The organism is Arthrobacter sp. AQ5-05 (genome assembly GCF_003287975.1).
Classification (GTDB): domain Bacteria; phylum Actinomycetota; class Actinomycetes; order Actinomycetales; family Micrococcaceae; genus Paeniglutamicibacter.
Genome location: NZ_QMKQ01000002.1, coordinates 303,307 through 329,678, shown reverse-complemented (window position 1 = coordinate 329,678; position 26,372 = coordinate 303,307). Strand labels below are relative to the sequence as shown.

At 66.6% G+C, this 26,372-nt stretch carries 18 protein-coding genes; 11 read left to right on the top strand and 7 right to left on the bottom strand.

The genetic code is table 11. The features are described 5' to 3' along the window. Positions 1-32: 32 nt before the first annotated feature. The 3 genes from DQ353_RS22515 to DQ353_RS04015 are packed head-to-tail and all read right to left on the bottom strand — an operon-like array spanning position 33 to position 3,562. Positions 33-1,193, bottom strand: coding sequence for an AMP-dependent synthetase/ligase (locus DQ353_RS22515; protein ID WP_353616660.1), 1,161 nt, complete (start codon positions 1,191-1,193; stop codon positions 33-35). Further along, positions 1,177-1,911: an AMP-binding protein gene (locus DQ353_RS22510; protein WP_353616659.1), complete on the bottom strand. Its 735-nt coding sequence runs from the start codon at positions 1,909-1,911 to the stop codon at positions 1,177-1,179. Before DQ353_RS22510 ends, DQ353_RS22515 begins: the two co-directional genes overlap by 17 nt. Positions 1,912-1,969: 58 nt before the next feature. Then, positions 1,970-3,562, bottom strand: coding sequence for a dolichyl-phosphate-mannose--protein mannosyltransferase (locus tag DQ353_RS04015; RefSeq protein ID WP_286166593.1), 1,593 nt, complete (start codon positions 3,560-3,562; stop codon positions 1,970-1,972). A gap of 80 nt (positions 3,563-3,642) precedes the next feature. Here DQ353_RS04015 and rsmI point away from each other — a divergent pair, with 80 nt between their 5' ends. Continuing rightward, positions 3,643-4,491: a 16S rRNA (cytidine(1402)-2'-O)-methyltransferase gene (rsmI, locus tag DQ353_RS04010; RefSeq protein WP_113761485.1), complete on the top strand. Its 849-nt coding sequence runs from the start codon at positions 3,643-3,645 to the stop codon at positions 4,489-4,491. Positions 4,492-4,698: 207 nt separating this feature from the next. Further along, positions 4,699-6,183, top strand: a complete 1,485-nt coding sequence (locus DQ353_RS04005; protein ID WP_113761484.1) for an NAD-dependent succinate-semialdehyde dehydrogenase — start codon at positions 4,699-4,701, stop codon at positions 6,181-6,183. Positions 6,184-6,311: 128 nt separating this feature from the next. Here DQ353_RS04005 and rfbA read toward each other — a convergent pair whose 3' ends face one another. After that, positions 6,312-7,196 (bottom strand): glucose-1-phosphate thymidylyltransferase RfbA, encoded by an 885-nt coding sequence (gene rfbA, locus DQ353_RS04000; protein ID WP_113761483.1) that lies wholly within the window; start codon positions 7,194-7,196, stop codon positions 6,312-6,314. 56 nt (positions 7,197-7,252) lie between these two features. Here rfbA and rfbB point away from each other — a divergent pair, with 56 nt between their 5' ends. Continuing rightward, positions 7,253-8,299: a dTDP-glucose 4,6-dehydratase gene (rfbB, locus tag DQ353_RS03995; RefSeq protein ID WP_113761482.1), complete on the top strand. Its 1,047-nt coding sequence runs from the start codon at positions 7,253-7,255 to the stop codon at positions 8,297-8,299. After that, entirely contained in the window at positions 8,296-9,711 is a 1,416-nt protein-coding gene (locus DQ353_RS03990; RefSeq protein ID WP_113761481.1) for a sugar nucleotide-binding protein, read from the top strand. The genes rfbB and DQ353_RS03990 overlap by 4 nt, the downstream gene beginning before the upstream one ends. Here the strand turns inward: DQ353_RS03990 and DQ353_RS03985 are convergent. The 3 genes from DQ353_RS03985 to DQ353_RS03975 are packed head-to-tail and all read right to left on the bottom strand — an operon-like array spanning position 9,693 to position 14,567. Next, positions 9,693-12,128 carry a transglutaminase TgpA family protein gene (locus tag DQ353_RS03985; RefSeq protein WP_181578232.1) on the bottom strand — a complete coding sequence of 812 codons (2,436 nt, stop codon included), beginning with the start codon at positions 12,126-12,128 and terminating at the stop codon, positions 9,693-9,695. The genes DQ353_RS03990 and DQ353_RS03985 overlap by 19 nt on opposite strands. Then, complete coding sequence (locus DQ353_RS03980) at positions 12,125-13,549, bottom strand: DUF58 domain-containing protein (protein ID WP_113761479.1); 1,425 nt, start codon at positions 13,547-13,549, stop codon at positions 12,125-12,127. The genes DQ353_RS03985 and DQ353_RS03980 overlap by 4 nt, the downstream gene beginning before the upstream one ends. Before the next feature lie 37 nt (positions 13,550-13,586). After that, positions 13,587-14,567: an AAA family ATPase gene (locus DQ353_RS03975; protein WP_113761478.1), complete on the bottom strand. Its 981-nt coding sequence runs from the start codon at positions 14,565-14,567 to the stop codon at positions 13,587-13,589. Positions 14,568-14,751: 184 nt separating this feature from the next. On the opposite strand from DQ353_RS03975, the gene DQ353_RS03970 reads away from it, so the two are divergent. The 7 genes from DQ353_RS03970 to DQ353_RS03940 all read left to right on the top strand — a co-directional run bounded on the left by DQ353_RS03970 (position 14,752) and on the right by DQ353_RS03940 (position 26,284). Further along, positions 14,752-15,711 (top strand): TatD family hydrolase, encoded by a 960-nt coding sequence (locus DQ353_RS03970; RefSeq protein ID WP_286166592.1) that lies wholly within the window; start codon positions 14,752-14,754, stop codon positions 15,709-15,711. Positions 15,712-16,030: 319 nt separating this feature from the next. Then, on the top strand, positions 16,031-17,128 hold the full coding sequence (locus DQ353_RS03965) for a resuscitation-promoting factor (RefSeq protein WP_286166591.1): 1,098 nt from the start codon (positions 16,031-16,033) through the stop codon (positions 17,126-17,128). Between the two features lie 181 nt (positions 17,129-17,309). Further along, entirely contained in the window at positions 17,310-18,191 is an 882-nt protein-coding gene (rsmA, locus tag DQ353_RS03960) for a 16S rRNA (adenine(1518)-N(6)/adenine(1519)-N(6))-dimethyltransferase RsmA (protein WP_113761475.1), read from the top strand. Beyond that, a complete protein-coding gene (locus tag DQ353_RS03955) occupies positions 18,188-19,129 on the top strand; it encodes a 4-(cytidine 5'-diphospho)-2-C-methyl-D-erythritol kinase (RefSeq protein ID WP_113761474.1) in 942 nt (313 codons plus the stop codon). The genes rsmA and DQ353_RS03955 overlap by 4 nt, the downstream gene beginning before the upstream one ends. A gap of 18 nt (positions 19,130-19,147) precedes the next feature. After that, positions 19,148-20,956: an ABC-F family ATP-binding cassette domain-containing protein gene (locus DQ353_RS03950; protein WP_113761473.1), complete on the top strand. Its 1,809-nt coding sequence runs from the start codon at positions 19,148-19,150 to the stop codon at positions 20,954-20,956. A 306-nt stretch (positions 20,957-21,262) separates the two neighbouring features. After that, on the top strand, positions 21,263-23,371 hold the full coding sequence (locus tag DQ353_RS03945) for an Ig-like domain-containing domain (protein WP_181578231.1): 2,109 nt from the start codon (positions 21,263-21,265) through the stop codon (positions 23,369-23,371). A 153-nt stretch (positions 23,372-23,524) separates the two neighbouring features. Beyond that, complete coding sequence (locus tag DQ353_RS03940) at positions 23,525-26,284, top strand: response regulator transcription factor (RefSeq protein ID WP_146755192.1); 2,760 nt, start codon at positions 23,525-23,527, stop codon at positions 26,282-26,284. Positions 26,285-26,372 lie beyond the last annotated feature (88 nt).

The following is a 26,372-nucleotide window of genomic DNA, read 5'->3' as shown; positions in this document are numbered from 1 at the left end:
CACCGAGGGGATCGATGTATCCGCGGCGCTTGCTAGCGCTCGTAGAGTGAGTCGATCACCGCGGAGTAGTCCGTGATGACGCTGGCCCGCTTGAGTTTCAGGGACGGGGTCAGGTGCCCGGACTCCTCGGTGAGCTCGGAATCCAGGACCGTGAACTTGCGGATGCCTTCGGCCTGGGACACCGTTTCATTGGCCGCATCCACTGCCGCCTGGATCTCGGCCAGCACCCGCGGGTGCACCGCGGCCTGCCCCAGCGAGAGCCCCCCGAGCGAATTGGCGCGGCACCACGGGCCGAGCTCGTCCGTATCCAGCGTCACCAAGGCCGCGACGAACGGGCGGTTCTCACCGACCACGATGACCTGGTTGACCAGGCGCGAGGCCCGGATGATTTCCTCCAGCGGGCCCGGGGCCACGTTCTTGCCCCCGGCGGTGACCAGGATGTCCTTCTTGCGGCCGGTGATGCCCAGGAACCCGCAATCGTCCAGGATCCCGGTGTCTCCGGTCTTGAAGAACCCGTCCTCGTCGAAGGCCTCGGCCGTGGCCCGGGCATTGCGGTGGTATCCGGCAAAGACGCCGATGCCCTTGATGCGGATCTCGCCGTCCTCGGCGATACGGATCACGGTGCCCGGCACGGGGATGCCCACGGACCCCACGCGCACGTCCCGGGCCATGTTCACGGTGGCCGGGGCCGTGGTCTCGGTGAGCCCGTAGCCCTCCAGCAGGCCGACACCTGCGCCGCGGAAGAAGTGCGCCAGGTCGGTGTTCAATGCGCTGGCGCCGCAGATCGCGTAGCGGGCCCGGCCGCCAAGCACTGCCCGCAGCTTGGGGTAGAGCACCTTGTTGAACAGGGCGTGTTTGGCCAGCAGCACGGGGGAGCGGCGGGTGTGAATCCCGCGGGCGCGGGCATCGGCGGCGCGGGAGTATTCGATGGCCACCGACTCGGCCTGGGCGAAGACCGCGCCCCTGCCGGCTGCCTGGGCGGTGTTGGACGCGGTGGTGCGGATCTTTTCAAAGATCCGGGGAACGGCCAGCAGGAAACCGGGCTTCACCGCGGCCATGTCCGCCACGAGGGTGGAAGCGCTGGAGGTGTGGGCGATGGTGGAGCCGGCGTGCACGCAGACCTGCTGCACGGCGCGGGCCAGCACGTGGGCCAGCGGCAGGAACATCAAGGTGCGCTCACCGGTGCCCAGCACCGGGGCCCAGCACCGGGGCCATGTGCGGGGCCAGGTTCACGGCGATCAGGGAAAAATTCGCGTGGGTCATCATGCAGCCCTTGGGCCGGCCGGTGGTTCCGGAGGTGTAGACCAAGGTCGCCAAATCCTGCAGGCCGGCCGAGGTCCGTGCGGCCTCGAGCTGCTCGTCGGTGACGGCGCTGCAGGAGCCGGCATCCACCAGCTCCTTCAGCCCCGATGACGGAATGCCCGCCGGATCCACACCCGCGCCGTCCTCGAAGACGAGCACCATGACCTGCTCGCCAAGGGCTGCGGCGGCCTGTTCGATCACCTGCGCGCGGCGGGGATCCTCGGCAAAGGCGAGCCGTGCCCCGGAATCCTTGAGGATCCACTCGACCTGGAACGGGGAGCTGGTTTCGTAGATGGGCACCGACACCGCGCCGGCAAACCAGATGGCCTGCTCGGCCAGTGCCCATTCGTAGCGGGTGGAGGACATGATTGCCACGGTGTCGCCCGGGGCGACACCGTGGGCGATCAGCGTCCTGGCCAGGGACCGGACGGAGGCCGTGAAGTCCGCGGTGGACACGTCGATCCAGGATGCGCCGCGCTTGACGCTGAACAGCGGTGTGGCATCCTTGCGGGCCAGGCGCGCCAGCAGCAGGTCCGTGGTGTTTGAATGCGCTGGAAGGTCGATGATGAGTCCGGTGCTTGCTTCGCGCATGGTGTGCTGTGTTCCCATGGGTGGTCGTTGTGTGGTGTGGACCATAGTCTATGTTACTGAGAAGTAACAAAGGGGGTCATCCCCAGCTGGGCATCCAGATGTGGATGCGCCAATCCTCGTACGTGGTCATTCCCCCGGTCCACACCGGCAGGAAGAACGCGGACACCGCCACCACCAGCGCCAGGAAGATTCCCACGCCCCACAGCACGCGCCGCCGGTGCCAGGGGACCTGCTTGTCGGTGGGCAGGAACCTGCCCAGGACGTACGACAGGGCCAGGACCATGAACGGTGCGAAGGGCAGGGTGTAGAAGAAGAACATGGTGCGATCCGGGTAGGCAAACCACGGCAGGAACCCGGCGGCAACGGCGGCAAGGATCGCCCCGGCACGCCAATCGCGCGCCCCGATCCAGTAGAACAGCACCAGCAGCAGGGCCAGGGTCGCGGACCACCACATGATCGGATTGGGCAAATCGGTGATCGCCTGGACGCAATTGGCGCTGGTGCACCCGAATTCGCCGTTGCTGCGCGACTCGTAAAAGAACAGCACCGGGCGACCGGCAAAGAGCCAGCTCCACGGCGAGGATTCCCACCCGTGCGGCGAACTCAGCCCCTGGTGGAACGCATAGGCGGCCCGGTGGTACTCGGCCAGGGAACGGAACACATCCGGCACCCAGCCCCAGGTTTCGGAGGGGTTCTGAACCGCCCACTGGCGGTAGCGGCCATCGGTGGACAGCAGCCAACCGGTCCAGGTCGCCAGGTACACCGCCCCGGCCGTGGGAATGATCAGCAAGAACGCGGGGATCCCGTCGCGCAACAGCCCGGCCAGGACCCAGTGCCGGATCCCGGCGCGGCGTCGTGCCGACAGGTCCCAGAGCACCGTCATCAGACCGAAGACGGCAATGAAGGACAGCGCGGACCACTTCACCCCGGCCGCGGCCCCCAGCATCACCCCGGCAACCAGCCGCCACGGGCGCCACCACAGCCATGGCCCGTAGGCCAGCAACCTGTCGGCGGGCCGAGAACCGTCTGCGGTGGACAACGCCCGGGCCAGCTTCGCCCGCCCGTGGAAACGGTCAAGGAGCAGCGCGTAGAACCCGGCCAGGATGAAGAACATCAAGAAGATGTCCAGCAGCCCGGTGCGGGACATGACGATCTGGTGGCCGTCCACCGCGGCCAGCAGGCCGGCAACCCCGCCCAGGAGCACCGAGGAGAACAGCTTCTGGGCCACCAATGCGCACAGCAGCACCGCCAGCGTGCCAAAAAGCGCCGCGGAAAAACGCCAGCCCAGCCCGTTGTCGGTCCCGAACAGCCACATCCCTGCGGCAATCAGCCACTTGCCCAACGGGGGATGGACCACGAAGGAAGCCGATTCCTTGGGATCCGGGTGCCCGGAGATGAACGCGGGATTGGGATTCTCGCCCCACTCCAGCTCGTAACCCGCGTGCATCATGGTGTAGGCGTCCTTGACGTAATAGGTCTCGTCAAAGATCAGCAGGTGGGGATGCTGGAGGTTGGTGAAACGCAGCACCGCCCCGAGCATCGCCATGGCCAGCGGAACGATCCAGCCCCAGGCCCCGGCCCGATGCAGGGGGCCGGACAAGCGGTCCCCCAGGGCCTGGATCCCGAAGGCGCCCTGCGGGGACTCGACCCAGCGGCGCGTTCTCTGCATGGAAGCGGTAGTCACCTTCAACACTGTACCGGCGGCCCCCTGCGGGAACCGGAGGCACACGCGGGCAGTAGGCTTGGGACGTGGAAACTCAAGAAACCCCGGGCCAGATCGTCCTCGCGGCAACCCCCATCGGCAACCTTTCCGACGCGTCCCCACGCCTGATCGAACTCATGAAGAGCGCGGACATCGTGGCGGCCGAGGACACCCGGCGCTTCCTGCACCTGGCCACCGGGCTTGGCGTCCGCGTGCCCGGAAGGCTGATCAGCTACCACGAACACAACGAAACCCATCGCCTCGCCGAGTTGCTCGAGCTGGTGGCCGGCGGGGCCACCGTCCTGGTGGTCTCCGACGCCGGCATGCCCGCGGTCTCGGACCCCGGGTTCAAGCTGGTCGAGGCCGCAGTGGCCGCGGGCGTCACCGTCACGGCGGTCCCCGGGCCTTCGGCCGTGCTGACGGCGCTGGCCCTGTCCGGGCTGCCCACGGACCGTTTCACCTTCGAGGGCTTTTTGCCCCGCAAGGCCGGGGAGCGAGCCAAACGCCTCGAGGACCTGGCCTCCGAGCAGCGCACCATGGTCTTCTTCGAGGCACCGCACCGGCTGGACGCGATGATCCGCGCGCTGCGCGATGCCTTCGGGGCGGACCGCAAGGGTGCCATCGCCCGGGAACTGACCAAGATGTACGAAGAGGTCATCCGCGGGAACCTTGACGAATTGCTGCTCTGGGCCGAGGGCGAGGTCCGCGGGGAAATCGCCGTGGTGATCGCCGGGGCACCGGCCGGGGAACCGGCCCGGGCCACCGACCACGTGGCCCAGGTGCAGCAACTGGTCACCGAGGGGCTGCGGTTGAAGGAAGCCGTGGCGGCGGTGGCCGAGACCGAACGGGTCTCCAAGCGCGAACTGTACGCCGCGGTGCTCCAGGCGCGCGGCTAAGAACCCGCCGGTATGCGCCGCCGGACGTGCCCGGCGGCCAAGCCGGGCGGGCGGGCCGGGCGGGCGGGCCTTGGGATACCTGCACAACACATGGTGCGCGTCATAGTGCAGATTGAAATTTACAGCCACCTGCTGCGGCACTAGCGTGGGCAGGGAAGAGCAGAACCGTTCCCGTACACCCCCTAGCGATCAAGGGAGACCGCCGCCATGACCATTACCTCAACGCGTGAATCCGAACTACTTGCCACCATCCCCACCGGCCTGCTGATCAATGGGCAATGGCGCGATGCCTCGGACGGCGGCACCTTCGACGTCCTGGACCCGGCCACCGGACAGAAGCTTGCCACCCTGGCCTCGGCCACCTCCGAGGACGCCATGGCGGCCCTCGACGCCGCCGACGCCGTCCAGGGGACGTGGGCACGCACCGCACCGCGGACCCGCGCCGAGATCCTGCGCCGCGCCTTCGACCTGGTCACCGCGCGTGCGGACGACTTCGCGCTGCTGATGAGCCTGGAAATGGGCAAGCCGGTCCCCGAGGCCCGCGGCGAGGTCACCTACGGCGCCGAATTCCTGCGCTGGTTCTCCGAGGAGACGGTGCGCGACTACGGCCGTTACCTCACCACCCCCGAGGGCAAGAACAAGATCATCGTGCAGCGCAAGCCGGTTGGCCCGTGCCTGTTGATCACCCCGTGGAACTTCCCGCTGGCCATGGCCACCCGCAAGGTCGCCCCGGCGATCGCCGCGGGCTGCACCATGGTGCTCAAGCCCGCCAAGCTCACCCCGCTGACGTCCCAGCTCTTCGCCCAGGTCATGCTGGAAGCCGGGCTGCCGGCCGGCGTGCTGAACGTCGTTTCCTCGGCCAGCGCCTCGAAGATCTCCGGACCGCTGATGCAGGACGACCGCCTGCGCAAGGTCTCCTTCACCGGTTCCACCGCCGTGGGCAAGATGCTCATGAAGGACGCCGCCGACAAGGTCCTGCGCACCTCCATGGAGTTGGGCGGCAACGCTCCGTTCCTGGTCTTCGAGGACGCCGACCTTGACGCCGCCGTCGAGGGCGCCATGGCGGCGAAGATGCGCAACATGGGCGAGGCCTGCACCGCGGCCAACCGCTTCCTGGTCCACGAGTCCGTGGCCGAGGAGTTCACCGCCAAGTTTGCCGCGGCCATGGGCGCGCTGAAGGTGGGACGCGGCACCGACCCGGAAACCAACGTCGGCCCGCTGATCGATTCGAGCGCCCGCGACGATGTCCACGCGCTGGTGGCGGCCGCCGTCGAGGCCGGCGCCGTTGCGGTGACCGGCGGTGTCCCGGTCGAGGGCCCGGGCTACTTCTACCCGCCGACCGTGCTGGCCAACGTCGCCAACGACGCGGCCATCCTGGGCCAGGAGATCTTCGGGCCCGTGGCCCCGGTGACGACCTTCCGCGACGAGGCGCACGCCATCGAGCTGGCCAACGCCTCCGAGTACGGCCTGGCCTCCTACATCTACAGCCGCGACCACAACCGCCTCTTCCGCGTGGCGGAGCAGATCGAGTTCGGCCTGGTCGGCTTCAATGCCGGGGTCATCTCCAACGCCGCGGCACCCTTCGGCGGCGTGAAGCAGTCGGGTCTGGGCCGCGAGGGCGGCGCCGAGGGCCTGGCCGAGTACACGACCACCCAGTACATCGGCATCGCCGACCCGTACGCGGCACGCTAAGCAACCCACCGGCACGCCGACGGCGGCGCTTCCTGACCTTTCTTCGCCCAACCACCGGTTGCGCAAGGCGGGACCAGGGGGCGCCGCCGTTTGCCTGTTGCCCGGGACGTCCCCCGGGCCGACGTTCCCTAGTGGTACGGGTCCTCGAAGTCGTGGGCCAACAGCGTGCGCAGGTAGGCACCGTAGCCGCTCTTGCCCAGCTTCGCCGCACAGGCCTCCAGCGCCTCATCGTCGATCAACCCCCGGCGCCAGGCGACCTCCTCGGGAACCCCGATCTTCAGCCCCTGCCGGGCCTCGATGGTGCGGATGAAGTTCGAGGCGTCGTTGAGCGAATCGAAGGTCCCGGTGTCCAGCCACGCGGTGCCGCGGGCCAGCACGTGCACGCGCAACGAGCCCTCATCCAGGTATTGGCGGTTGATGTCGGTGATTTCCAGTTCCCCGCGAGCCGAGGGCGCCAGGTCCCGCGCCCGGTCGATCACCGAGTTGTCATAGAAATACAGCCCGGGCACCGCATAGTTGCTGCGCGGCCTGGCCGGTTTTTCCTCCAGCGACACCGCGGTGCCGGCTGCATCGAATTCCACCACGCCGTAGGCACCCGGGTCCTTGACCCAGTACCCGAAGATCGACGCCCCGCCATCGGCATGGAAATCGGCAAGCTGCGAACCGAAGCCCGGACCGTAGAAGATGTTGTCGCCCAGCACCAGGGCCGCCGGACCGTCCCCGATGTGCCCGGCGCCGATGATGAAGGCCTGGGCCAGCCCGTCGGGCGAGGGCTGGATGGCGTAGTCGATGGTGATCCCGAACTGCGATCCGTCGCCCAGCAGCCCGCGGAACTGGTGCGCATCGGCAGGGGTCGTGATCACCAGCACCTCGGTGATCCCCGCGAGCATCAGCGTGCTCAGCGGGTAGTAGATCATGGGCTTGTCATAGACAGGCACCAGCTGCTTTGAAATCCCGTGCGTGATCGGATGCAAGCGCGATCCCGTTCCCCCGGCAAGTATGATCCCCTTCATGGCCCCATCCTAGGCACACCTAGTCACGGATGGGGAGGGGAGCTAGCCTTGCAATCATGAAAAGAATCCTGGTTACCGGGGGTGCGGGATTCATTGGGGCCAACTTCGTGCACTACTTGATCGAGCACTCCGACACGCATCTGACCGTCCTTGACTCGCTGACCTATGCCGGAAACCTGGCCTCGCTGCAGGGAATCCCCGGGCCGCGGCTCACCGTGGCCATCGGCGACATCACCGAAGCGCCACTGGTCGACGAACTCGTCGCCGCCTGTGACGCCGTGGTGCATTTTGCCGCCGAATCCCACAACGACAACTCGCTCTTCGACCCCAGGCCGTTCCTGGACACCAACGTGGTGGGCACCTACACGCTGCTCGAGGCGGTGCGCCGCCACGAGGTGCGTTTCCACCACATCTCCACCGACGAGGTCTACGGGGATCTGGAACTCGATGACCCGAACCGGTTCACCGACACCACCCCCTACAACCCCTCCAGCCCGTACTCGGCCACCAAGGCCGCCTCGGACATGCTGGTGCGGGCATGGGTGCGTTCCTTCGGGGTGCGGGCGACCATCAGCAATTGCTCCAACAACTACGGCCCCTACCAGCACGTGGAGAAGTTCATCCCGCGACAGATCACCAACATCTTGGCCGGGGTGCGGCCCAAGCTCTACGGCACCGGGGCCAACGTCCGGGATTGGATCCATGTCCAGGACCACTCCTCGGCGGTGTGGGAAATCCTGAACCGCGGCACGGTGGGCAGGACCTACCTCATCGGCGCCGACGGGGAAAAGTCCAACCGCGAGGTCCTCCAATCGATCCTGGGGCTCATGGGCCAGGACCCCGAAGCCTTTGACACCGTCACCGACCGGCCGGGCCACGACCTGCGCTACGGGATCGATGCCTCGGTGCTGCGCACCGAACTGGGCTGGCGCCCGGTACACCGGGACCTGTCCGCCGGCCTGGGCCAAACCATTTCCTGGTACCGCGAGAACGCGTGGTGGTGGGAGGGCACCAAGGCCGGGACCGAGCAGCGCTACCTGCTCCAGGAAGCTGCCCACGCGGCGCAAGGCATCGCGGCCCCGGAGAACGGGACGGGGGAATGAACAACGCACCGATCGTGCAGGAAACCGGGATCGCCGGCCTGCTGCTGGTCCACCTGCCGGTCCACGAGGACGCCCGCGGCTGGTTCAAGGAAAATTGGCAACGCGAAAAGATGGTGGCCGCCGGGCTGCCCGATTTCCGCCCCGTGCAAAACAACGTCTCCTTCAACCGCCTGGCCGGGACCACCCGCGGCATCCACGCCGAGCCCTGGGACAAGTACGTGGCGGTCATCGGCGGATCCGTCTTCGGAGCCTGGGTGGACCTGCGCGCCGGGGAGGGTTTCGGCAAGAGCTTCAGCGCCACGCTCGGCCCCGGGCAGGCGGTCTTCGTGCCGCGCGGGGTCGGCAACGGCTTCCAGACCCTGAAACCGGACACCGGATACAGCTACCTGGTCACCGAGCACTGGTCGGAAAAGGCCCGTTCCGGATACACCTTCCTGAACCTGGCGGATCCGTCCGCCGGCATCCCCTGGCCGATCCCGCTGGCCAAGGCCACCGTCTCGGATGCCGATCGGACCCACCCGATGCTGGAAGCGCTCACCCCGGTGGGCCCGCGCAAGACCCTGGTGCTCGGCGCGAACGGGCAGCTGGGCCGTGCCCTGGCCGCCCTGGCACCTGCCGACGGCAGCTTCGAATTCGCCGCCCGCGGGCAACTGGACATCACCGATGCCCACCAGCTGGCTGCCCTTGACCTCTCCGGGTACCGGACTCTCATCAATGCAGCCGCCTACACCTTGGTCGACGAGGCCGAAACCCCGGCCGGTCGCCGGGCCGCCTGGGCAGCCAACGTCACCGCCGTGGGGCAGCTGGCCGCCGCCTGCACCGCACACGGGACCACCCTGGTGCACCTTTCCAGCGACTACGTCTTTGACGGGCGCAAGCCCGGCTACACCGAGTTCGACGCCCCCTGCCCGCTGGGGGTCTACGGGCAGACCAAGGCCGCCGGGGACGCCGTGGTGGCCCAGGTGCCGCGGCACTACCTGGTGCGCACCAGCTGGGTGGTGGGGGACGGGCAGAACTTCGTGTCCACCATGGCGCAACTGGCCCGCACGTCGGTGAACCCGAACGTCATCGACGACCAATACGGCCGCCTCGGCTTCGCGAGAGACCTGGCCGCCGGCATCCTGCACCTGCTCGACTCGCAGGCCCCCTACGGGACCTACAACCTGACCAACGAGGGTGATGCGGTCTCCTGGGCGCGCATCGCAGCCGAGGTCTTTGCGGCCCTGGGCCACGACCCGGGCCGCATCACCGCCACGAGCACCGATGCCTACCGGGCCGGGCACCCCGCAATGGCCCCGCGCCCGGTGCACAGCACCCTGGAGCTGTCCAAGATCAAGGGCACCGGATTCATCCCGCCCGACCAGTTCGAGGCCCTGGCCGACTACCTGGCCGCCTACCTGCCCGAGGCATAGCCGAAGGGCTCCAGCGGGCGCGGGGCAAAGAGTGAACGCGGCCACAGTGCCCGGCCCAGCCGCTCGCCGGGGCCCATGCCGGCGGCCAGGGCGTGCTTCACCTCGGACAGCGCCTCGGCCAACACCGCGGTGTCCGGCTGCCCGTGCCCCGGCGCGTAGCGCATCCGCTCGTAGGCCCCGGCCAGGACCGACAGGGGTCCGGCAGCGTTCGGCAGGATGCGGGCCAGCCGGCGGGAGTAGTCCCCGGCCGATTCGTCGTGGCGCATGGGCGTCGAATGGTCCAGGCCCAGGGCCACCAGTTCGGCCCATGCCGCCGCGGCACCGGTTTCCCTGCCGTATTCCTGGTCGATTTCGCCCGGGCGGCGCATCCGCGCCAGCCGTCCGGTGCGCTGGATGCGGCGGGCCGCCCACGGACCGGCACCGGCCAGCAGCACGATCAGCACCAGCGGCAGCAGGCCGGAGAAGGGGGTCCCGGCGTCGGGGTCGGAGCCCGCGGCCGCGGCCGGGGCGCTCGAGGAGGACTCGGCGGCCGACGGACCGGAGGCCGAGTTGGACGGGTTGGCCAGACGCGGGTCGTCGGCGGAGCCGGCGGTGGTTGCCGGAAGCGCCGGCGCGTAGGCCGGCGGAACCCCGCGCCCGGGTGTCGGCTCGAAGGCGACCCAGCCGGCGCCGGGGAAGTAGAGTTCCGGCCAGAGGTGGGCGTTGCGCGAGTTCACGATGTATTCGTTCAGTTCCGCGCCGTTCTGCCCGGTGATCTTCACCCCGGTGGGGGTGCCGGGGGAGTAGCCGGTGACCAGGCGGCTGGGGATGCCCAGCTCGCGGGCCATCAGCGCCATGGTGGAGGCGAAGTGGATGCAGTACCCGGCCTTTTCCTGCAGGAACGCATCAATGACCTTCATCCCGCTGCCGTCGTAGCCGTCCTGCACGGGGGTCTTTTCCGAATAGGTGAACACCGTGGAGCGCAGGTAGTCCTGGATGGCGACGGCCTGCTCGTACGCCTCGTCCCCGGCCTTGGCCACCGCGTCCCGGGTGGCCTCGGCCAGCGAATCGGGGGTGTCCTGGGGCAGCGCCAGGAACTCCTGGTCGACCTCGGCGAAGAAGCCGCCGGGCATCGAGGCCGACAGCTCCCGCAGCGACTTCGCGGTGATCTCGGGGTTCACGCTCATCACGGTGTAGTCCTCGGCCGCCGGGGGGGAGCCCTGGGCGGCGCGCAGCGTCCCGGTGTCGGGGCTCCATCCCCAGGAACCGCCCAGCCCGTTCAGGGTGATGGCGTTGGCCGGAAGGGGCATCCACAGCCCCCGGTACTTGTCGGTGACCACGCGGGTGAAGGCCGGCTGGGCCGACTCGAAGACCGTCGGGAAGGCACGGGTCACCAGGTTCTCGGTGGCCGGGACCCGGTAGATGTCCGGATCCGGTTCCCAGCGATCGGCGGTGAGGTCCCCGATGACCGAGGTGCGCAGGTAGACGGGGGTGCGCGAATCGGTGAAGTAGTGCAGCACGGTGCCCGAGGACCTGTTGCGCAGGTCGTTGCCCAGGACGATCATCGGGTCGATGTTGGTGGCCAGCTGGCCCCAGGAGGGCCGGGTGCCCTCGGTGAGCATGCCCTTGGAGAAGCCGGGAATGGCCGAGGGCAGCACCAGCAGCGTGGCCAGCGCCCCGGCGATGATCGCGGTGCCCTGCAGCAGTGCCGAACGCGTCCTGGGTCCCGGGGTTCCCCGCCCGCCGGTGCCCGGATCCGGCAGCTCCATGGCCCGGCGCCCGGAACCGGAACCGTCCTGCCAGCGGGAAGCTGCCAGGACCAGCAGGTAGCCCACCGCGGTGACCGACACCGTGCCGATGCCCGCCCCGTTCGCCTCGAAGAGCGAGGAAATCGACAGCAGCATGGCCAGCGGCAGCCCGGCCAGGGCCGCGGCCCGGATCTCGAAGGCCAGGGCATCCACCGCGAGGGCCACCGCGGCTGCCCACACGCACACGGAAAAGACGATCACCCCGGTGCTCTGCACCGGGGGCACCTGGGAGCCCATTTGGTCGTTGGCCAGCGCCCACACCCGCAGCAGTGCGCGGTAGGTCGAGGCCGTGGGCACCACGCCCAGCCAGGCGGTGTTGGCGAAAAACAGGAAGGTCAGCACCAGTACCGCCACCACGGCGCCGGCCGCAGTGCCCAGGTAGCGGCGGGCGCCGAAGGCCCGGACCAGGTTGGCGGCCAGCACGATGGCACCGACCACCGCGGTGACCTGCAGCATCCAGCCCCAGTCGCTGACGACCCCGTGCAGCGAGGCGGCGGCCCCCAGCACGGCCACCAGCACGGCGCAGGCGGAGAAGGCCGCGGCCGACAGGTTCCGTGCAGGTGCCCGGCGACGGGGGGCCGGCGGGTCCGGGTTCGGGACCCGGGGTTTGTCCAGGGTCGGTGTGCTCATGAGGTCCGCCCCAATTCCGCCCAGGCCCCGGCGAGCGTGGATTTCGGGTTGACGGCAACGGCCGCCCAGCCGGCCTGCCGGAAGCGGGAGATGACCGGGGCGAGGTGTCCCTCGCGGTTGGCCACGCACAGCACCGTGACCTTGCTGCGGGCGCCAACCACCTCGAGCCAGGTGTCGGCCTGCGCCTCGGTGATCTCGCCCAGGATCAACACCAGCCGGTCCCCGCGCTCGCGCATGCGTTCCTTCAGGGCCGCGGCCAGCGTGGCCCGGGCCGGTTCGCGGCGTTCCCCGGTGGCGTCCTCCAGTCCCAGGGCGGCCAGTGCCTGCTGCATCCTCGCGGTGGCGTGGGGCCCGGCAAAGAGCTCTGCGGAGTCCTCGGTGCCCGAGGCCGAGACCGCGTTGATCGAGGTGCCGCGGTGGTCGATCAAGTCGATGCCGAACCCGGTCTGGGCCAGGTAGGCGCCGATGCCCAGGGCCGCGTGCAGCCCCCATTCGAAGCGGCGGCTCGAGTCCTTGGGGGTGGAGGTGAATTGCGGGATCTTCAGCACCGGTTCGGCGCCCACGCCCTGGGCGAGGAATGCGGTGCGCGAGCGGTCCAGCATCAGTACCGCACGCGGGGTGGCCCGGTAGTCCTCCTGGCGCACCATCAGCGTTCCCTTCCTGGCCGTGGCCGGCCAGTGGATGCGGCGCACGGTGTCCCCGGGGCGGTATTCACGGGTCATCACCTCGAAGGAATCCGGGGTCAGCCGGCGGTTCGAGGCGGCCTGCCCGTGGGAGCCGTGCTCGCCGGGGATGCCGGTGGGTTCGAGCATCTCGCACACCGGCAGCGCCAGCAGCGCGCTGGGCACATCCAGGGCCGAGGGCCGGGAAGCCAGCCCGAAGACGTCCGAGACCTGGGCGCGGACCGGCCCGATGGAGTAGATGCCGCGGGTGGCCAGGCGCAGCCGGTATTCGTACCAGCTGCCCGAGCCCTCGGGGCCCGAGGTGGCGGTGCGCGAGGGGTAGCGGAATTCCGGGCCCGCCCCGAAATCCTCCGGCAAGGTGTCGCGCAGCGTGAGGGGCCCGGCCCCGCCGCCCCGGTGGGTGATGTGCAGCCGCACCCGCACCCCGGCGTCGGTGGTGGCCTGCTGCGGGTTGAAGGTCCTGGTGACGGCCAGCTCGGAATTGCCAAAGCGCAGCAGGAAGGCCGCCAGCAGCGGGGTGAGCAGCAGGAACAGGGAGATGGCCAGCAGCTCGCGCCGGCCCATCAGGAAGGCCAGCAGCAGGGCGATCGCCCCGGCGGCAAAGAGCCCCCAGCCGCGCGCGGTAAGGAACCCGAGGTGGACTTTTTCGCGCAGCGTTGCAGGTTTTTCTGCGGTGGTCCAGCGGTTGCCGGACGGGGATTCGCGGAACTCGTTGGGTTCCGCCGACGGGATGCTCATGGAAGTTGCTGCCTTGGCCTGTGGTCTACCGGGCGGACTAGCCGCGGGCCCCGGCGCGCACCGGTATCGCGTTGAGGATGGAGACCAGGATCGATTCGGCGTTCGAGCCGGCGGCCTCGGCCCGCCGGTGCAGGATCAGCCGGTGCCCCAGGACCTTGGCGGCGATGTTGCGCACGTCCTCGGGCAACACGTAATCCCGGGCGTTCAGTGCGGCCTCGGCCTTGGCGGCGCGCAGCAGCTGCAGCAGGGAACGCGGGGAGGCACCCAGCCGGATGTCCGCGTGCTCGCGGGTCGCCCGGCCCAGGGCCACGACGTATTCCTTCACCGGGTCGGAAACGTAGACCGCTGCCACGGTGTTGATCAGGTTGTGCAGCGAGGACAGGTCAAGGACCGGGCGCAGGTTATCCAACGGCGAGGTGGACTGGTGGGTCTCGAGCATCGCCATCTCGGCGGCGGCGTCCGGATAGCCCATGGAGATCTTGGCCATGAACCTGTCGCGCTGTGCCTCGGGCAGCGGGAAGGTGCCCTCCAGCTCGATGGGGTTCTGCGTGGCGATCACCATGAACGGGCTTTCAAGGATGTGGGTGGTCCCGTCGACGGTGACCTGTCCCTCTTCCATGCATTCAAGCAACGCCGACTGCGTCTTGGCGTTGGCCCGGTTGATCTCGTCGCCGATCACGATGTGCGCAAACACCGGGCCGGGCCGGAACTGGAACTCGTGGGTGTTCTGGTTGAAGATCGACACCCCTGTCACGTCCGAGGGCAACAGGTCCGGGGTGAACTGGATGCGGTGCACCGTGCAGTCCACCGACTTGGCCAGGGTCTTGGCCAGCATGGTCTTGCCGACCCCCGGCACGTCCTCCAGCAGCAGGTGGCCCTGGGCCAGCAGGACGATCAGCGCGGTGCGTGCCACCTCCGCCTTGCCGTCGATCACCGTGGCGATACCGGCCAGCACTTCTTCGCAGACCCGGCCGAATTCATCGGCCGGAAGAATCTGGGACTCGGTGGAAAGCGACATGCAAGGTCCTCCTGGAACGCATCCGTACGGTGGAAGGTATGTAAATCTCCTTTCCAACGATACCGTCATTGGCGTGTGCTGCGTCACGCTGGGGCGCACCGGTGTGCCGGGCCGCGTACGCTGGATTGGCCAACGGCCATTGGCCCGTAAAACCGGGACACCAAACGAAGGGGAAAAGGCACCAATGCCTGCTTCAAAACAGCAATCGGCCATCGGCGCCACCCTGGGCGTGCCGGCCGCCTACCTTCGGCCCGATGCCGGCCATGAACCGGGCGCCCCGAACCGCAGCGCCCAGGACGAGCACGGCAAGAAGCGCAACCTCTCCTACCCTCCGGCACCCGAACCGCTGCCCTTCGGCGTCCCCGACAACCACACCCACCTGGACTTCCGAGACGGCTCGATCCATGTCACCGTCGCCCAGGCCCTCGATGCGGCCAACTCGGTCGGAGTGCCCGGGGTCATCCAGGTCGGCTGCGACGTGGAATCCTCCGAGTTCGCGGTGCGCGCGGCCACCGAGGATTCCCGGGTGCTGGCCGCCGTGGCGATCCACCCCAACGACGCCGCGCGCCTGGCTGCCACCGGGGACCTTGACGCGGCCATTGCGCGCATCGAGGAACTCGCCGCCCACGAGCGGGTGCGGGCCGTGGGGGAGACCGGACTCGATTATTTCCGCACCCGGGAGCCCGGCCGCCCGGCCCAGGAGCACTCCTTCCGCGAGCACATCCGCATTGCCCGCGAGCATTCCAAGGCCCTGCAAATCCACGATCGTGACGCACATCTCGATGTGGTGCGTGTCCTGCGGGATGAATCTCTTCCCGAGCGCGTGGTCTTCCACTGCTTTTCCGGTGACGCGCAGCTGGCCGGGATCTGCAACGAAAACGGCTGGTACCTCTCCTTTTCCGGGACCGTGACATTCAAGAACTCGCACGACCTGCGTGCGGCATTGTTGGTGGCCAGGCCGGAATTGGTGCTGGTGGAGACCGATGCCCCGTTCCTCACCCCGCACCCCTACCGGGGCCGGCCGAACGCCAGCTACCTGATCCCGCAAACCGTGCGCTTCATGGCCGAGACAACGGGGTCGGACCTCGAAGATTATTGCCGCACCCTGGCCGCAAACACCCGGCGCGTCTACGGGGACTTCTAGCCGCTTTTGTGCACAAGGCAAGCACGAAGTCCTTGCGGCCTTATTACGATTCGGTTACGGTTGGTCTTTAGTAGCCGGGATCGGGGAAGGTTCCCGGGTGCATTTGATTCTGCACGGGGCGAGTTCGCAAGCGCCCCGCCGCAACATCGATGAGATGAAAAAGAATTGGATTGTGCTCGCACCAACCAATGAGCACATGGTGGGCTGCGCCCGGTTTCTGCCGGGGCAACCGTTCACCCGCCGTGTGTCATTGTTGCCCCCGTGCCCGGGATATACCGAAGTTTGGAATCCTGTGCAGAATGCCCTTAAGAATCGCTGGGTGAAAGTCGGCGCGCAAGCAGCCGTTTTGACCGCGTTGATCCTCGGCCTGGTCATGTTCGTCGGTGCCGGCAAGACCATTGCCGTGGCCATCGACGGCCAAAGCCAGTCCGTCTCCACGCGCGCCGCCACCGTTGGCGATGTCTTGAAGGACTCCGCAATCCCCGTGGGGGACCGCGACGTGGTCACCCCGGCACTGGAAGCACCGGTCGCCGACGGCGCGCTGATCGAGATCAAGCGCAACAAGGCCGTGAACGTGAGCATCGATGGCGTGGACCGCGTCGTGCACACCACCGGACTGACCGTCGCCGATGTCGTGGACCAGCTGAATGTTTCGGAAAAGGCACAGATCGGCCAGGGCCCGGCACTCGCCCTGGCCTCCCTGTCCACCGCGATCGACATCTCCACTCCCAAGGACGTCTCGATCAAGGTCGACGGCAAGACCAAGAAGCTGAACACCACCGCCGAGACCGTTGAGGCGGTGCTCGATGAAGCCAAGCTGCAGCTGGGCAAGGACGACGAACTCAACGCCAAGGCCACCGACGTCGTCACCGACGAGATGAAGCTCAAGATCGTGCGCGTCGAGACCAAGACCGTCACCAAGACCAAGGTCGTTGCCCACGGCACCGACACCACCAAGGACTCCGACGCCCTGGTTGGCTCCAAGAAGACCCTGGTCAAGGGCAAGGACGGCGAACGCACCCTCACCTACACCGTGACACTGCGCGACGGCAAGGAAACCGACCGCAAGCTCGACAGCGACAAGCTCACCACCAAGGCCGTTGACGCAGAGGTTTCCGTGGGCACCAAGCCCAAGCCGAAGCCCAAGTCCACCAGCACCCCCGGCAGCGTTTCGGGCGCCTGGTCCGCGCTGGCCAAGTGCGAGTCCGGCGGCAACTGGTCCATCAACTCCGGCAACGGCTACTACGGCGGGCTGCAGTTCTCCGCCAGCAGCTGGCGCGGGGCCGGCGGCACCAAGTACGCCGCCCTGCCGCACCAGGCCACCCCCGCCGAGCAGGTCGCCACCGCCGAGGTGCTGCGCCGCAGCGGCGGCTGGGGCCACTGGCCGGCCTGCTCCAGCAAGCTGGGCCTGCGCTAACACCAACACCCGGGCCCCAGGCCCGGGACACCGGTTGCTCCGGTGCACACAAGAACACCTTGACCAATGGGTTCCCCCGATACCGGGCGGGGCCCATTGGCCATTTGTGCCAATCGACCCCTCGCCCGCCCGGGCAAACGCCCCGGTCCGCGGGTGCCGGGCCCTGAACTAAGATTGAACCGTGACTTCCGTAGAATCGACCCCGCCACCACTGCTCGGCGCCACCGAGATCCGCCGCCTCGCCGGCGAACTCGACGTGCGCCCCACCAAGACGCTGGGGCAGAACTTCGTCATCGACGGAAACACCATCCGGCGCATCGTGGCCACCGCCAAGCTGGACCCGACCGAGACGGTGCTGGAGGTCGGACCCGGCCTCGGCTCGCTGACCCTGGGCCTGCTGGATGCCGCCGCCCGCGTCGTCGCGGTGGAAATCGACCCGAAGCTCGCCGCCCGGCTGCCGCGGACCGTTGCCGAAATGCGCCCGGCGAAGGCGGAGAACCTCACGGTGATCCTCTCCGACGCCATGAAGGTCACCGAGCTGCCCCACGCGCCCACCGCGCTGGTGGCCAACCTGCCCTACAACGTCGCGGTGCCCGTGGTGCTGCACCTGCTCGAGCACTTCCCCTCGTTGCGACACGGCCTGGTCATGGTCCAGGACGAGGTCGCAGACCGCATGGCCGCGGGCCCGGGCAACAAGACCTACGGCGTGCCGTCCGTCAAGGGCGCCTGGTACGGCACCATGCGCAAGGCCGGCGTCATTGGCATGAACGTGTTCTGGCCCGCCCCGAAGATCAACTCCGGGCTGGTCGGCTTCGAACGCGGCAACCCGCCACAGACCACCGCCACCCGCCAAGAGGTCTTCGCAGTCATCGACGCGGCCTTCGCCCAGCGCCGCAAGACGCTGCGCGCCGCCCTGGCCGGCTGGGCCGGATCCCCGGCCCTGGCCGAGGCCGCGCTCCTGGCCGCAGGCGTCGACCCGCAGGCCCGCGGCGAAAAGCTCGGCATCGCCGAATTCGCCGCGATTGCCGAGGCCAAGGTCGCATCCGTACCCGGCACCCCATGACCCATACCGTCGTTGCCCGGGCCCCGGGAAAGATCAACTGCTACTTCAGGGTCGGACCGCCCCGGCCGGACGGCTACCATTCGGTGGCCAGCCTGTACCTGGCCGTCTCGCTCTACGAGGATGTCTCGGCCACCGCACGTGCCGACGAGGAAATCCAGGTCTCGCTGCACCCCGATTCCACCGCGGTCGCGGACCCCGAATCCTTTCCGCTGGGCCCGGACAACCTGGTGGTCAAGGCCGCAATGATGCTGCGCGAACACACCGGGCACTACGCCGGGGTCGATTTGTGCATCACCAAGCGCGTGCCGATCGCCGGGGGCATGGGCGGGGGCTCGGCCGACGCCGCGGCCACGCTGGTGGCCTGCAATGCGCTCTGGGGCACTGGGCTGAACCGCGAGGAACTCTCCCGCCTGGGCGCACGCCTGGGCGCGGATGTGCCCTTCGCCATGCACGGGGGCGCCGCCGTCGGCCTTGGCGTCGGCGACGAGCTGGCCCCGCTGCTGCTGCGCACCCGCACCGACTGGGTGCTGGTCCCGGCTTCCTACGGGTTGTCCACCCCCAGGGTCTACGGCATGCTCGACCGGCTGCGCGCCAACGAGGAGGTCACCACCCCGAGAGAGGTCGACCCGGCCATGGTGGGGGCGCTGCTTGACGGGGACCTGGACGCATTGGCGCCGTTGCTGGCCAACGACATGACCCGCGCCGCCCTGGCCCTGGCCCCGGAGCTTGGCGTGGTGCGCGACCTGGGCGAGGCCGCAGGCGCGCTGCACGCACTGGTCTCCGGCTCCGGCCCCACCCTGGCACTGCTTGCCCGCAACCCGGGCCATGCAGCCCAAATCATCACCCAGCTTTCGGATGAGGCGGGCGTGGCAACGCTGTCCGTCCACGGCCCGGTCCCCGGCGCCGGCATCCTGCCCGCCGTCATCGAAACCCCTTAACAAAAGGAGCACCACACCGTGGCCCACCTGCTCGGCGCCGAAAACGTCTCGATGTCCTTCGGCACCCGTACCGTCCTTGACTCGCTCTCCCTGGGACTCGAGGACGGGGACCGCATCGGCATGGTCGGACGCAACGGAGATGGCAAGTCCACCCTGATGCGCCTGCTGGCCGGCCGCATGAGCCCCGACGAGGGCCGGGTGACCAAGCGCGGGGACGTGCGGGTGGCCTACCTGGACCAGACCGACGTGCTCGACGGGGCGCTCAGCGTCGGCGAGGCCATCGTGGGGGAGGCCGCGGACCACGAGTGGGCCTCGAACCCGCTGGTGCGCGAGGTCATGGGCGGGCTGGTCGGCGAGGTCGACTGGCACGCCGAGGTCAACTCGCTCTCCGGCGGCCAGAAGCGCCGCGTCGCCCTGGCCAAGCTGCTCATCGGCGAGCACGAGGTCATCATGCTCGACGAGCCCACCAACCACCTGGACGTCGAGGGCGTCGCCTGGCTGGCCAAGCACCTGAAAAACCGCTGGCGCGCCAACTCCAACGGCCTGCTCGTGGTCACCCACGACCGCTGGTTCCTGGATGAGATCTGCACGCGCACCTGGGAAGTGCACGACGGCACCGTGGATCCGTTCGACGGCGGCTACGCCGCCTACGTACTGGCCCGTGCCGAGCGCGACAAGACCGCCTCCGTGGTCGAGAACAAGCGCCAGCAGCTGGTCAAGAAGGAACTGGCCTGGCTGCGCCGCGGCGCCCCGGCCCGCACCGCCAAGCCCAAGTTCCGCATCGAGGCAGCCAACACGCTCATCGCAGACGTGCCGGCCGCCCGCGACACCGTGGAACTGAACAAGATGGCCACCGCGCGTCTGGGCAAGGACGTCCTTGACCTGGAGAACGTCTCCCTGGACTTCGGAACCGGCAAGCCGCTGTTCAACAACATCACCCTGCGCCTGGCCCCGGGCGAACGCCTGGGCATCGTGGGGGTCAACGGCGCCGGCAAGTCCACGCTGCTGCAATTGCTCAACGGGCAGATCGAACCCACCTCCGGGGTGATCAAGCGGGGCAAGACCGTGAAGACCGCGATCCTGACCCAGGAGGTCAAGGAGCTCGACGAGATCAAGGACATGCGCCTGATCGAGGTCATCAAGGCCGAGCGGATGTCCTTCGAGGTCGGTGGCAAGGAAGTATCCGCCGGTCAGCTCGCCGAGCAGCTGGGATTCGGCACCGACAAGCAGTGGACCACGGTCAAGGAGCTCTCGGGCGGTGAGCGCCGCCGGTTGCAGCTGCTGCGCCTGCTCATCGGCGAGCCCAACGTGTTGATGCTCGATGAGCCCACCAACGACCTGGACACCGACACCCTGGCCGCCATCGAGGACATGCTCGACGGCTGGCCCGGCACCCTTGTGGTGGTCAGCCACGACCGCTACCTGCTCGAGCGCGTCACCGACCACCAGCTGGCGCTGCTGGGCGACGGCAAGCTGCGCGGGCTGCCCGGCGGCGTGGACCAGTACCTGGAACTGCGCGCCGGGGTGCACGGCACGTCCAACACCGGGGCGCCCACGGACAAGACCGGTCCCGCCGCGACCCCGGAGGCAACCGGACCGACCGAGGCCGAAAAGCGCGAGGCACGCAAGGAACTGAACCGCGTCGAGCGCCAGATGGGCAAGCTCGAATCCCTGATCAAGAAGCTCCACACCGAGATGGCGGTGGCATCCGAGGCGATGAAGTTCGACCAGGTCGCCACGCTCAACGCCACCCTGCAGGGTGCCCAGGGCGAGAAGGACGAGCTGGAGATGGCCTGGCTGGAGGCCGCGGAGACGCTCGGGGAGTAGTCCCCGGGCGGCAAGGGGGAGCGTCGGGCCGGAACGGACACCTGTTCGAAGCCGGGCCGCTGCCCCCGATCCGACGGGTTCCCTCGAAATGCGCAGTGCCGTCAAGACGCTCGCAAAAGACGGTCCCCATTTCGCCAGCACTTCTCATGAGTCTCGCCGAAGTGTTGATTAATGTTATTCCTGTCGGTAATCTCGATCAGACTCGGACCATTGGGGGGACGGGGCTCAACGTGAATTTGGGGAAATTGCGTCATGAGTCATTTGCGTGGAAACACGTATCGAGTAGTGCTGATAACAATCGCGTTCTTGGGGTTGCTGGTATTTGTTACTAGCACCATGGGCTACAAGCACATGCCCAGTGAAGCTCAAATCGTTTCTCTTTTTCCGCGCGACGGTGCAAATTCCGTTTCTCGTGAGGCCGCCGTGGTCGCTTGGTTGGATCGCCCAATCAACGAAAAATCCAGCCGGCTGGGTCTGCTGCTACGTGACCAGCAGGGAAACTCTGTCAATGGCCAACTCGAATACGGGGTCGATCGCCGATCCATTATTTTTGAGCCCTCGAGGAAATTGGCCCCTGGAAACTATGTTGCCTCGGTGCAGGGCGACGCCGCAGCAGACAACAGCCGAAGCAATTTGAGCACATGGACTTTTTCCGTTCCCGAAAAAAAGTCCCTCGAACTTGGCCCGGGCGGATCGATCCTGCTGGTCATTGATAAAGCCAGTGAATTTGCTTCGCAATATGCCGAAATGCTTCGCGTGGAAGGATTGAACAATTTCGAAACCATCTCCATCGATAAGCTAACACCACAGATCCTCCAAGCCCACGATCTGGCGATCCTAAGCGCTGGCTCCGTGGGATCGAGCGCAGCCGGAATGATCTCGGAGTGGGTCAAGAACGATAACGGCAACCTCATCGCCATGAATCCGATGGGGCCCATTGCCGAGCTCGCGGGCGTGAAAAACCACGGCACGGATATCTCCAACGGATACCTTCAAGTCGACACGTCGCAGGCCCCGGGCAAAGGCATCGTCGCCGATTCCATTCAATTCCACGGTGAGTCGTCCCGGCTGGAGATGGAGAGAGACACGCGGGCCATCGCTACGCTGCGTAGCACCGCGTCGGGATCGCCGGGGTCGCCGGCAGTCACGTTGAAACCGGGGTCAAACGGGCGCGGAAACGTGGCAGCATACGCATTCAACCTCGCCAAGTCCACAGTTCTTACACGGCAAGGAAATCCCGCGTGGGCAGGAATCGAACGCGACGGCATTGCGCCCATCCGCCCGAACGACCTATTTTTTGGGGCCGCGGATCGCGACTATCTGGATCTGGCGAAGGTCCATATTCCCCAGGCCGACGAACACCTGCGGTTATTTTCCAACTTGATCGTTTACGTGAACCAAGGCAATGGACCGATGCACAAATTCTGGTACTTCCCGAATTTCTCCAAGGCCGTGTTGATCATGTCCGCGGACGACCATGGAACTGCCAAAGGAACTGCCACGATGTTTGGTCGTCTGAATGAACTCAGTCCCGACGGTTGTTCCGTCGAACGGTGGGAATGCTTTCGGGCGACGTCGTGGCTGTATCCGGAATCGGGGCTCGCCCCTGATGCAGCCAAGAGCTACGCCGACCTCGGGTTCGATATCGGTGCCCATGTCTCCACCGGATGTGCGGACTGGGATGCCAAATCCCTGACGCTGGCCTTCTCACAATCCATGGGCGAATTCCGGAGAAAGTACCGTAACCTTCCACCCCAGACCGGGAACAGGTTGCATTGCATCGCTTGGAGCGAGTGGTCAACGCAAGCGAGCATTGAACGAAGCTGGGGCATTCGACTGGACATGAATTACTATTACTGGCCCGGTGACTGGATCCGTGAGCGTGCTGGCTTCATGACGGGCTCCGGACTGCCGATGCGTTTTAGCGACTCGAACGACGATCTCATCAATGTATACCAACAAGAAACACACCTGGTTGATGAGGTCTTCGCAGGGCATCCCGAGGCAGTGGAACGCCTCTTGGACCGGGCTACCGGTTCCGAAGGATTCTATGGAGCCTTCGGCACCCACTTTGATTTCAGTACAGGTTTTGATTCCGAGCTCATGGAGATCGCCATCCGCAATTCCATTCCCATGGTTTCTGCCAAGCAACTCCTGAACTGGACCGATGCCCGGAATGCCTCGAACTTCGAATCATCGAATTGGCACGAGGGTGAATTGTCATTCGCGCTGAACATCGACCCAAATACCCACGGAATGCTCAAATCCATGCTGCCCACAAAATCCTTTGAAGGTGCCTTAACCGGGATCCGCTACAAAGGCGAAGCGATCGATTTCGTAATCGAAACGGTAAAGGGTGTCGAATACGCGATCTTTGATGCGTCCAGCGGAGCATACGTAGCGTCCTACCAGTAGTAACAGCGGACCAGCTAGTTTGGCCAGCTACAGTCCCCCGGGAGACGTCGGGAAATCCCCAAGCGAGATCGCACCACGGATCCGTGGGACGCGCTCTACCAATCAGATCCCGGCCGTGACAGAATAATCCACGGGAGCAAAGGTGATTGGGCAGTGCAGATCAACGGTTTGGGGACCGCGACATCAGCATCACCAGCGAATCATGATCAGGCGACAACGCCGGATCATGATTTTGATTGGGATGTTTTCGCGCATTACGAATTGCTGGAAGAGACCATTGGGGCGGTACTCAATGGTCCCGGCGCTTTGCTCGAGGGACCCAGCGGAGTCGGCAAACGGACCCTTGCCAAAGCCGTGATGCGCAAACTGCAGGACAGGGCGTTCATTGTCGACCTCGAGCATCCCGAACGCCACCAGACCTCCATGGAACTCGCCGGCAAACTGCGCCGGATGGAGGGACTGGGCGAAGAATCGCGGTACCGGGAACTCGGCGTGGTCAAGACGCTCCTGGATTCGAGGGCCGGTGGCCGGCATGTGGTGATCTTCATCCCCGCCGGCTTGCGGCTTGGAACGTCAAGCATTTCATTCCTGTCATCGCTGACGTTGGCGAGCAGCATCTCGCTGCTGTGCATCGCCGGTGGGCAAGACGGGGCGGAGCCCGGGACAGGTAATGACCTTGGCTCCACTGTCGACCTGCATCCGGTCAGGCTGTATCCGATGACCTTGGGCATGGCGCACGACCTGCTGGCCAAGTCCCTGGGAGCAGAGATCAGCCGGACGGCCACCTACCAACTGTGGTGCGCCTCGGCAGGACAGATACACATGCTCGCTGCGGTAGCCCACGACTGGCGCGAACAGGGTTATCTTGAATTCGCGGAAAAATCGTGGGTGGTCCACGGCGTTGCCGGTCCGCCGGGACCGCGCAGCCGCGGTCTGGTGGTTCAAAAGCTGAGAAGACTCTCGATGCCGGAACAACGGGTATTGCGCATCTTGGCATTCTCCGAGGAAATCCCACTCAGCCTTCTGGTTGCGCTCAACCCCGGCCAGGCTGTGGACTCAGTCTATTCCGAGGGCATACTCGAAATCCGCGGGAAGTATGCGCGCAAGGTGCGGCTGCGCGGGGGACTGAGTGGCCAGTGCATTGCCGAGGACACTGCGCCTGGCCTCGCACTGGAACTCCTCGGGCAAATGCGAAACACTCCGGGGGCCGACGGGGTACTTACACCCCTGGTTCTGCTGAAGTGGGAGCAGGCTTCCGGGATCGACTCCGGCGCCCGGCTCCGGTTGCAAGCTGCGGAGCAAGCCGTCGCCGAGGGACAAGTAGAGCTGTGCCTCCAAATACTGGCGGCGCTCGATGACCCTCCGCTTGAGGCGCGGCTGTTGGCGCTGGAGGCGGCGGTCCGCGGTGGCCAACTTGAACGGGCCCGGGAAATGCGTTCGCTTTTGCTGCATGAGCTGGGCGAGGGGCTCCCGGCTCCCGGCGTCCTGGACCATTCGAACGGCCCAATTGACCTGATCCGCCTGGAACTGGCTTCGCTGGAGCTCGACTCGCTGCGGCGCGGTTCACCAAACGACGCCTTCCGACAGGGAATGGAGCGCGTCCGGGCCGAAATCGATGCGCGGTACTCCAGCGAGCCGGGAAACCGGACGGATCTTCTGGCACTGCGGGGAAAGCTTGATCTCATGGAAGTCGAAACCAACTTCCGCCTGGGTGAACGATTTGCCCTCGACGGGGCAACCTACATCCACCCACTATTGGGGAAGCAGGACCAGCTGAGATGGCAGTGCTTCCAGAACCTGCACTCGGTGCGCCGTGGCGAGGTCAGGGAAGGTGTCAGGCGTGGACGCGAACTGCTCTTCTCGCTGCGACAGGAGTCGCTCCCGTCAGCCGTTGGACAGAGCATCAAGCTGCATCTCGTTAATCTGTACCTGCTCTCCGGTGAATGGAAAAGTGCCGTCGAACTCATTGATGCGGCGTGGGTTGGCGGCGAGGAATCTCCACGGATCACCGATGTCAATGGACTGTACTCCTCGCTCAACAGCGTATTGGGCGGGCGCCCTCGGGAGGCGTTGGAGCTGATAGCTGTCGAGATCGAACAATTGCGAACCATGGATACCGCAGGGAACTTGCCATTGGCGATTGCGGCGGCCGCAGTGGCGGCCTCGTACCTGGATCGGGAAACTGCCGAGCGGTATCTCGCCGAGCTGGACGTCCTGCCCACGGCGGCCGATTGGGAGTCCGGGCAGGCGGTTGCCATGTTGCGAGCCGACGCCCTCTTCCACCTTGGCAATGTGGACGAAGCAATTGCCAGTCTGCTTGCCGGCGCAACCGAGAGTGCCGCGCACGGCGACCTCAGCCTTGAGCTTGCCCAGCGCATGTCGTTGCTGCGAATGGGCCACCGAAAAGATGACCCGCAACTGCTTGACTGTGCGAAACGAATCGATGGCCCGGTGGCGGAGCTTGTTGCCGCATTGGTGCGAAGCTTTGAGGGAAGCAACAGCGATCTACAGCGGGAAGTACTGAGTGCACTTCGCGGGTTGGGCCATCCCTCATTTGCCGATTCAATTGAGGTAATGTTTGCCCGATCCGGATCCGGCATCACTTCGACACCGCGGACGACAACCTCGGAGAGTCGGGGCGCGCCCATGGGTGTGTCCGGTAGGAGCTCGGCAAACAGTGTGCTTTCATTGCTGACCCGACGGCAGCGCATGATTGTGGCGGAAGCTGCCACCGGTGCCAGCAACCGCGAGATATCTGACAGGTTGCAGCTGAAGATTCGGACCGTCGAGGGCCATCTTTACCAGATATACCAACGGCTCAACGTGGGTTCCCGCGAAGCGCTGATTCAAATTTTTCTGGACGCGACTTCCGGTTCCGGCATGGAATCCGACATTGGGGGGAGGAGTACTTAAGTACCGGGGGCAAAGCGAACGAGTGGACTAAGTGTATTCGCTACTGATGCGTGGCCGGGCGAAGCGCCGTAGGATGGCCACAGGGCTG

Excerpts from the sequence above, each read along its gene's own strand:
- DQ353_RS03980 (WP_113761479.1), bottom strand. The coding sequence starts at position 13,549 with ATGAGCATCCCGTCGGCGGAACCCAACGAGTTCCGCGAATCCCCGTCC.
- DQ353_RS03955 (WP_113761474.1), top strand. The coding sequence starts at position 18,188 with ATGACCCATACCGTCGTTGCCCGGGCCCCGGGAAAGATCAACTGCTAC.
- DQ353_RS03975 (WP_113761478.1), bottom strand. The coding sequence starts at position 14,567 with ATGTCGCTTTCCACCGAGTCCCAGATTCTTCCGGCCGATGAATTCGGC.
- rfbA (WP_113761483.1), bottom strand. The coding sequence starts at position 7,196 with ATGAAGGGGATCATACTTGCCGGGGGAACGGGATCGCGCTTGCATCCG.
- rfbB (WP_113761482.1), top strand. The coding sequence starts at position 7,253 with ATGAAAAGAATCCTGGTTACCGGGGGTGCGGGATTCATTGGGGCCAAC.
- DQ353_RS03970 (WP_286166592.1), top strand. The coding sequence starts at position 14,752 with ATGCCTGCTTCAAAACAGCAATCGGCCATCGGCGCCACCCTGGGCGTG.
- DQ353_RS03990 (WP_113761481.1), top strand. The coding sequence starts at position 8,296 with ATGAACAACGCACCGATCGTGCAGGAAACCGGGATCGCCGGCCTGCTG.
- DQ353_RS22510 (WP_353616659.1), bottom strand. The coding sequence starts at position 1,911 with ATGGGAACACAGCACACCATGCGCGAAGCAAGCACCGGACTCATCATC.
- DQ353_RS04005 (WP_113761484.1), top strand. The coding sequence starts at position 4,699 with ATGACCATTACCTCAACGCGTGAATCCGAACTACTTGCCACCATCCCC.
- DQ353_RS03985 (WP_181578232.1), bottom strand. The coding sequence starts at position 12,128 with ATGAGCACACCGACCCTGGACAAACCCCGGGTCCCGAACCCGGACCCG.
- DQ353_RS04015 (WP_286166593.1), bottom strand. The coding sequence starts at position 3,562 with ATGCAGAGAACGCGCCGCTGGGTCGAGTCCCCGCAGGGCGCCTTCGGG.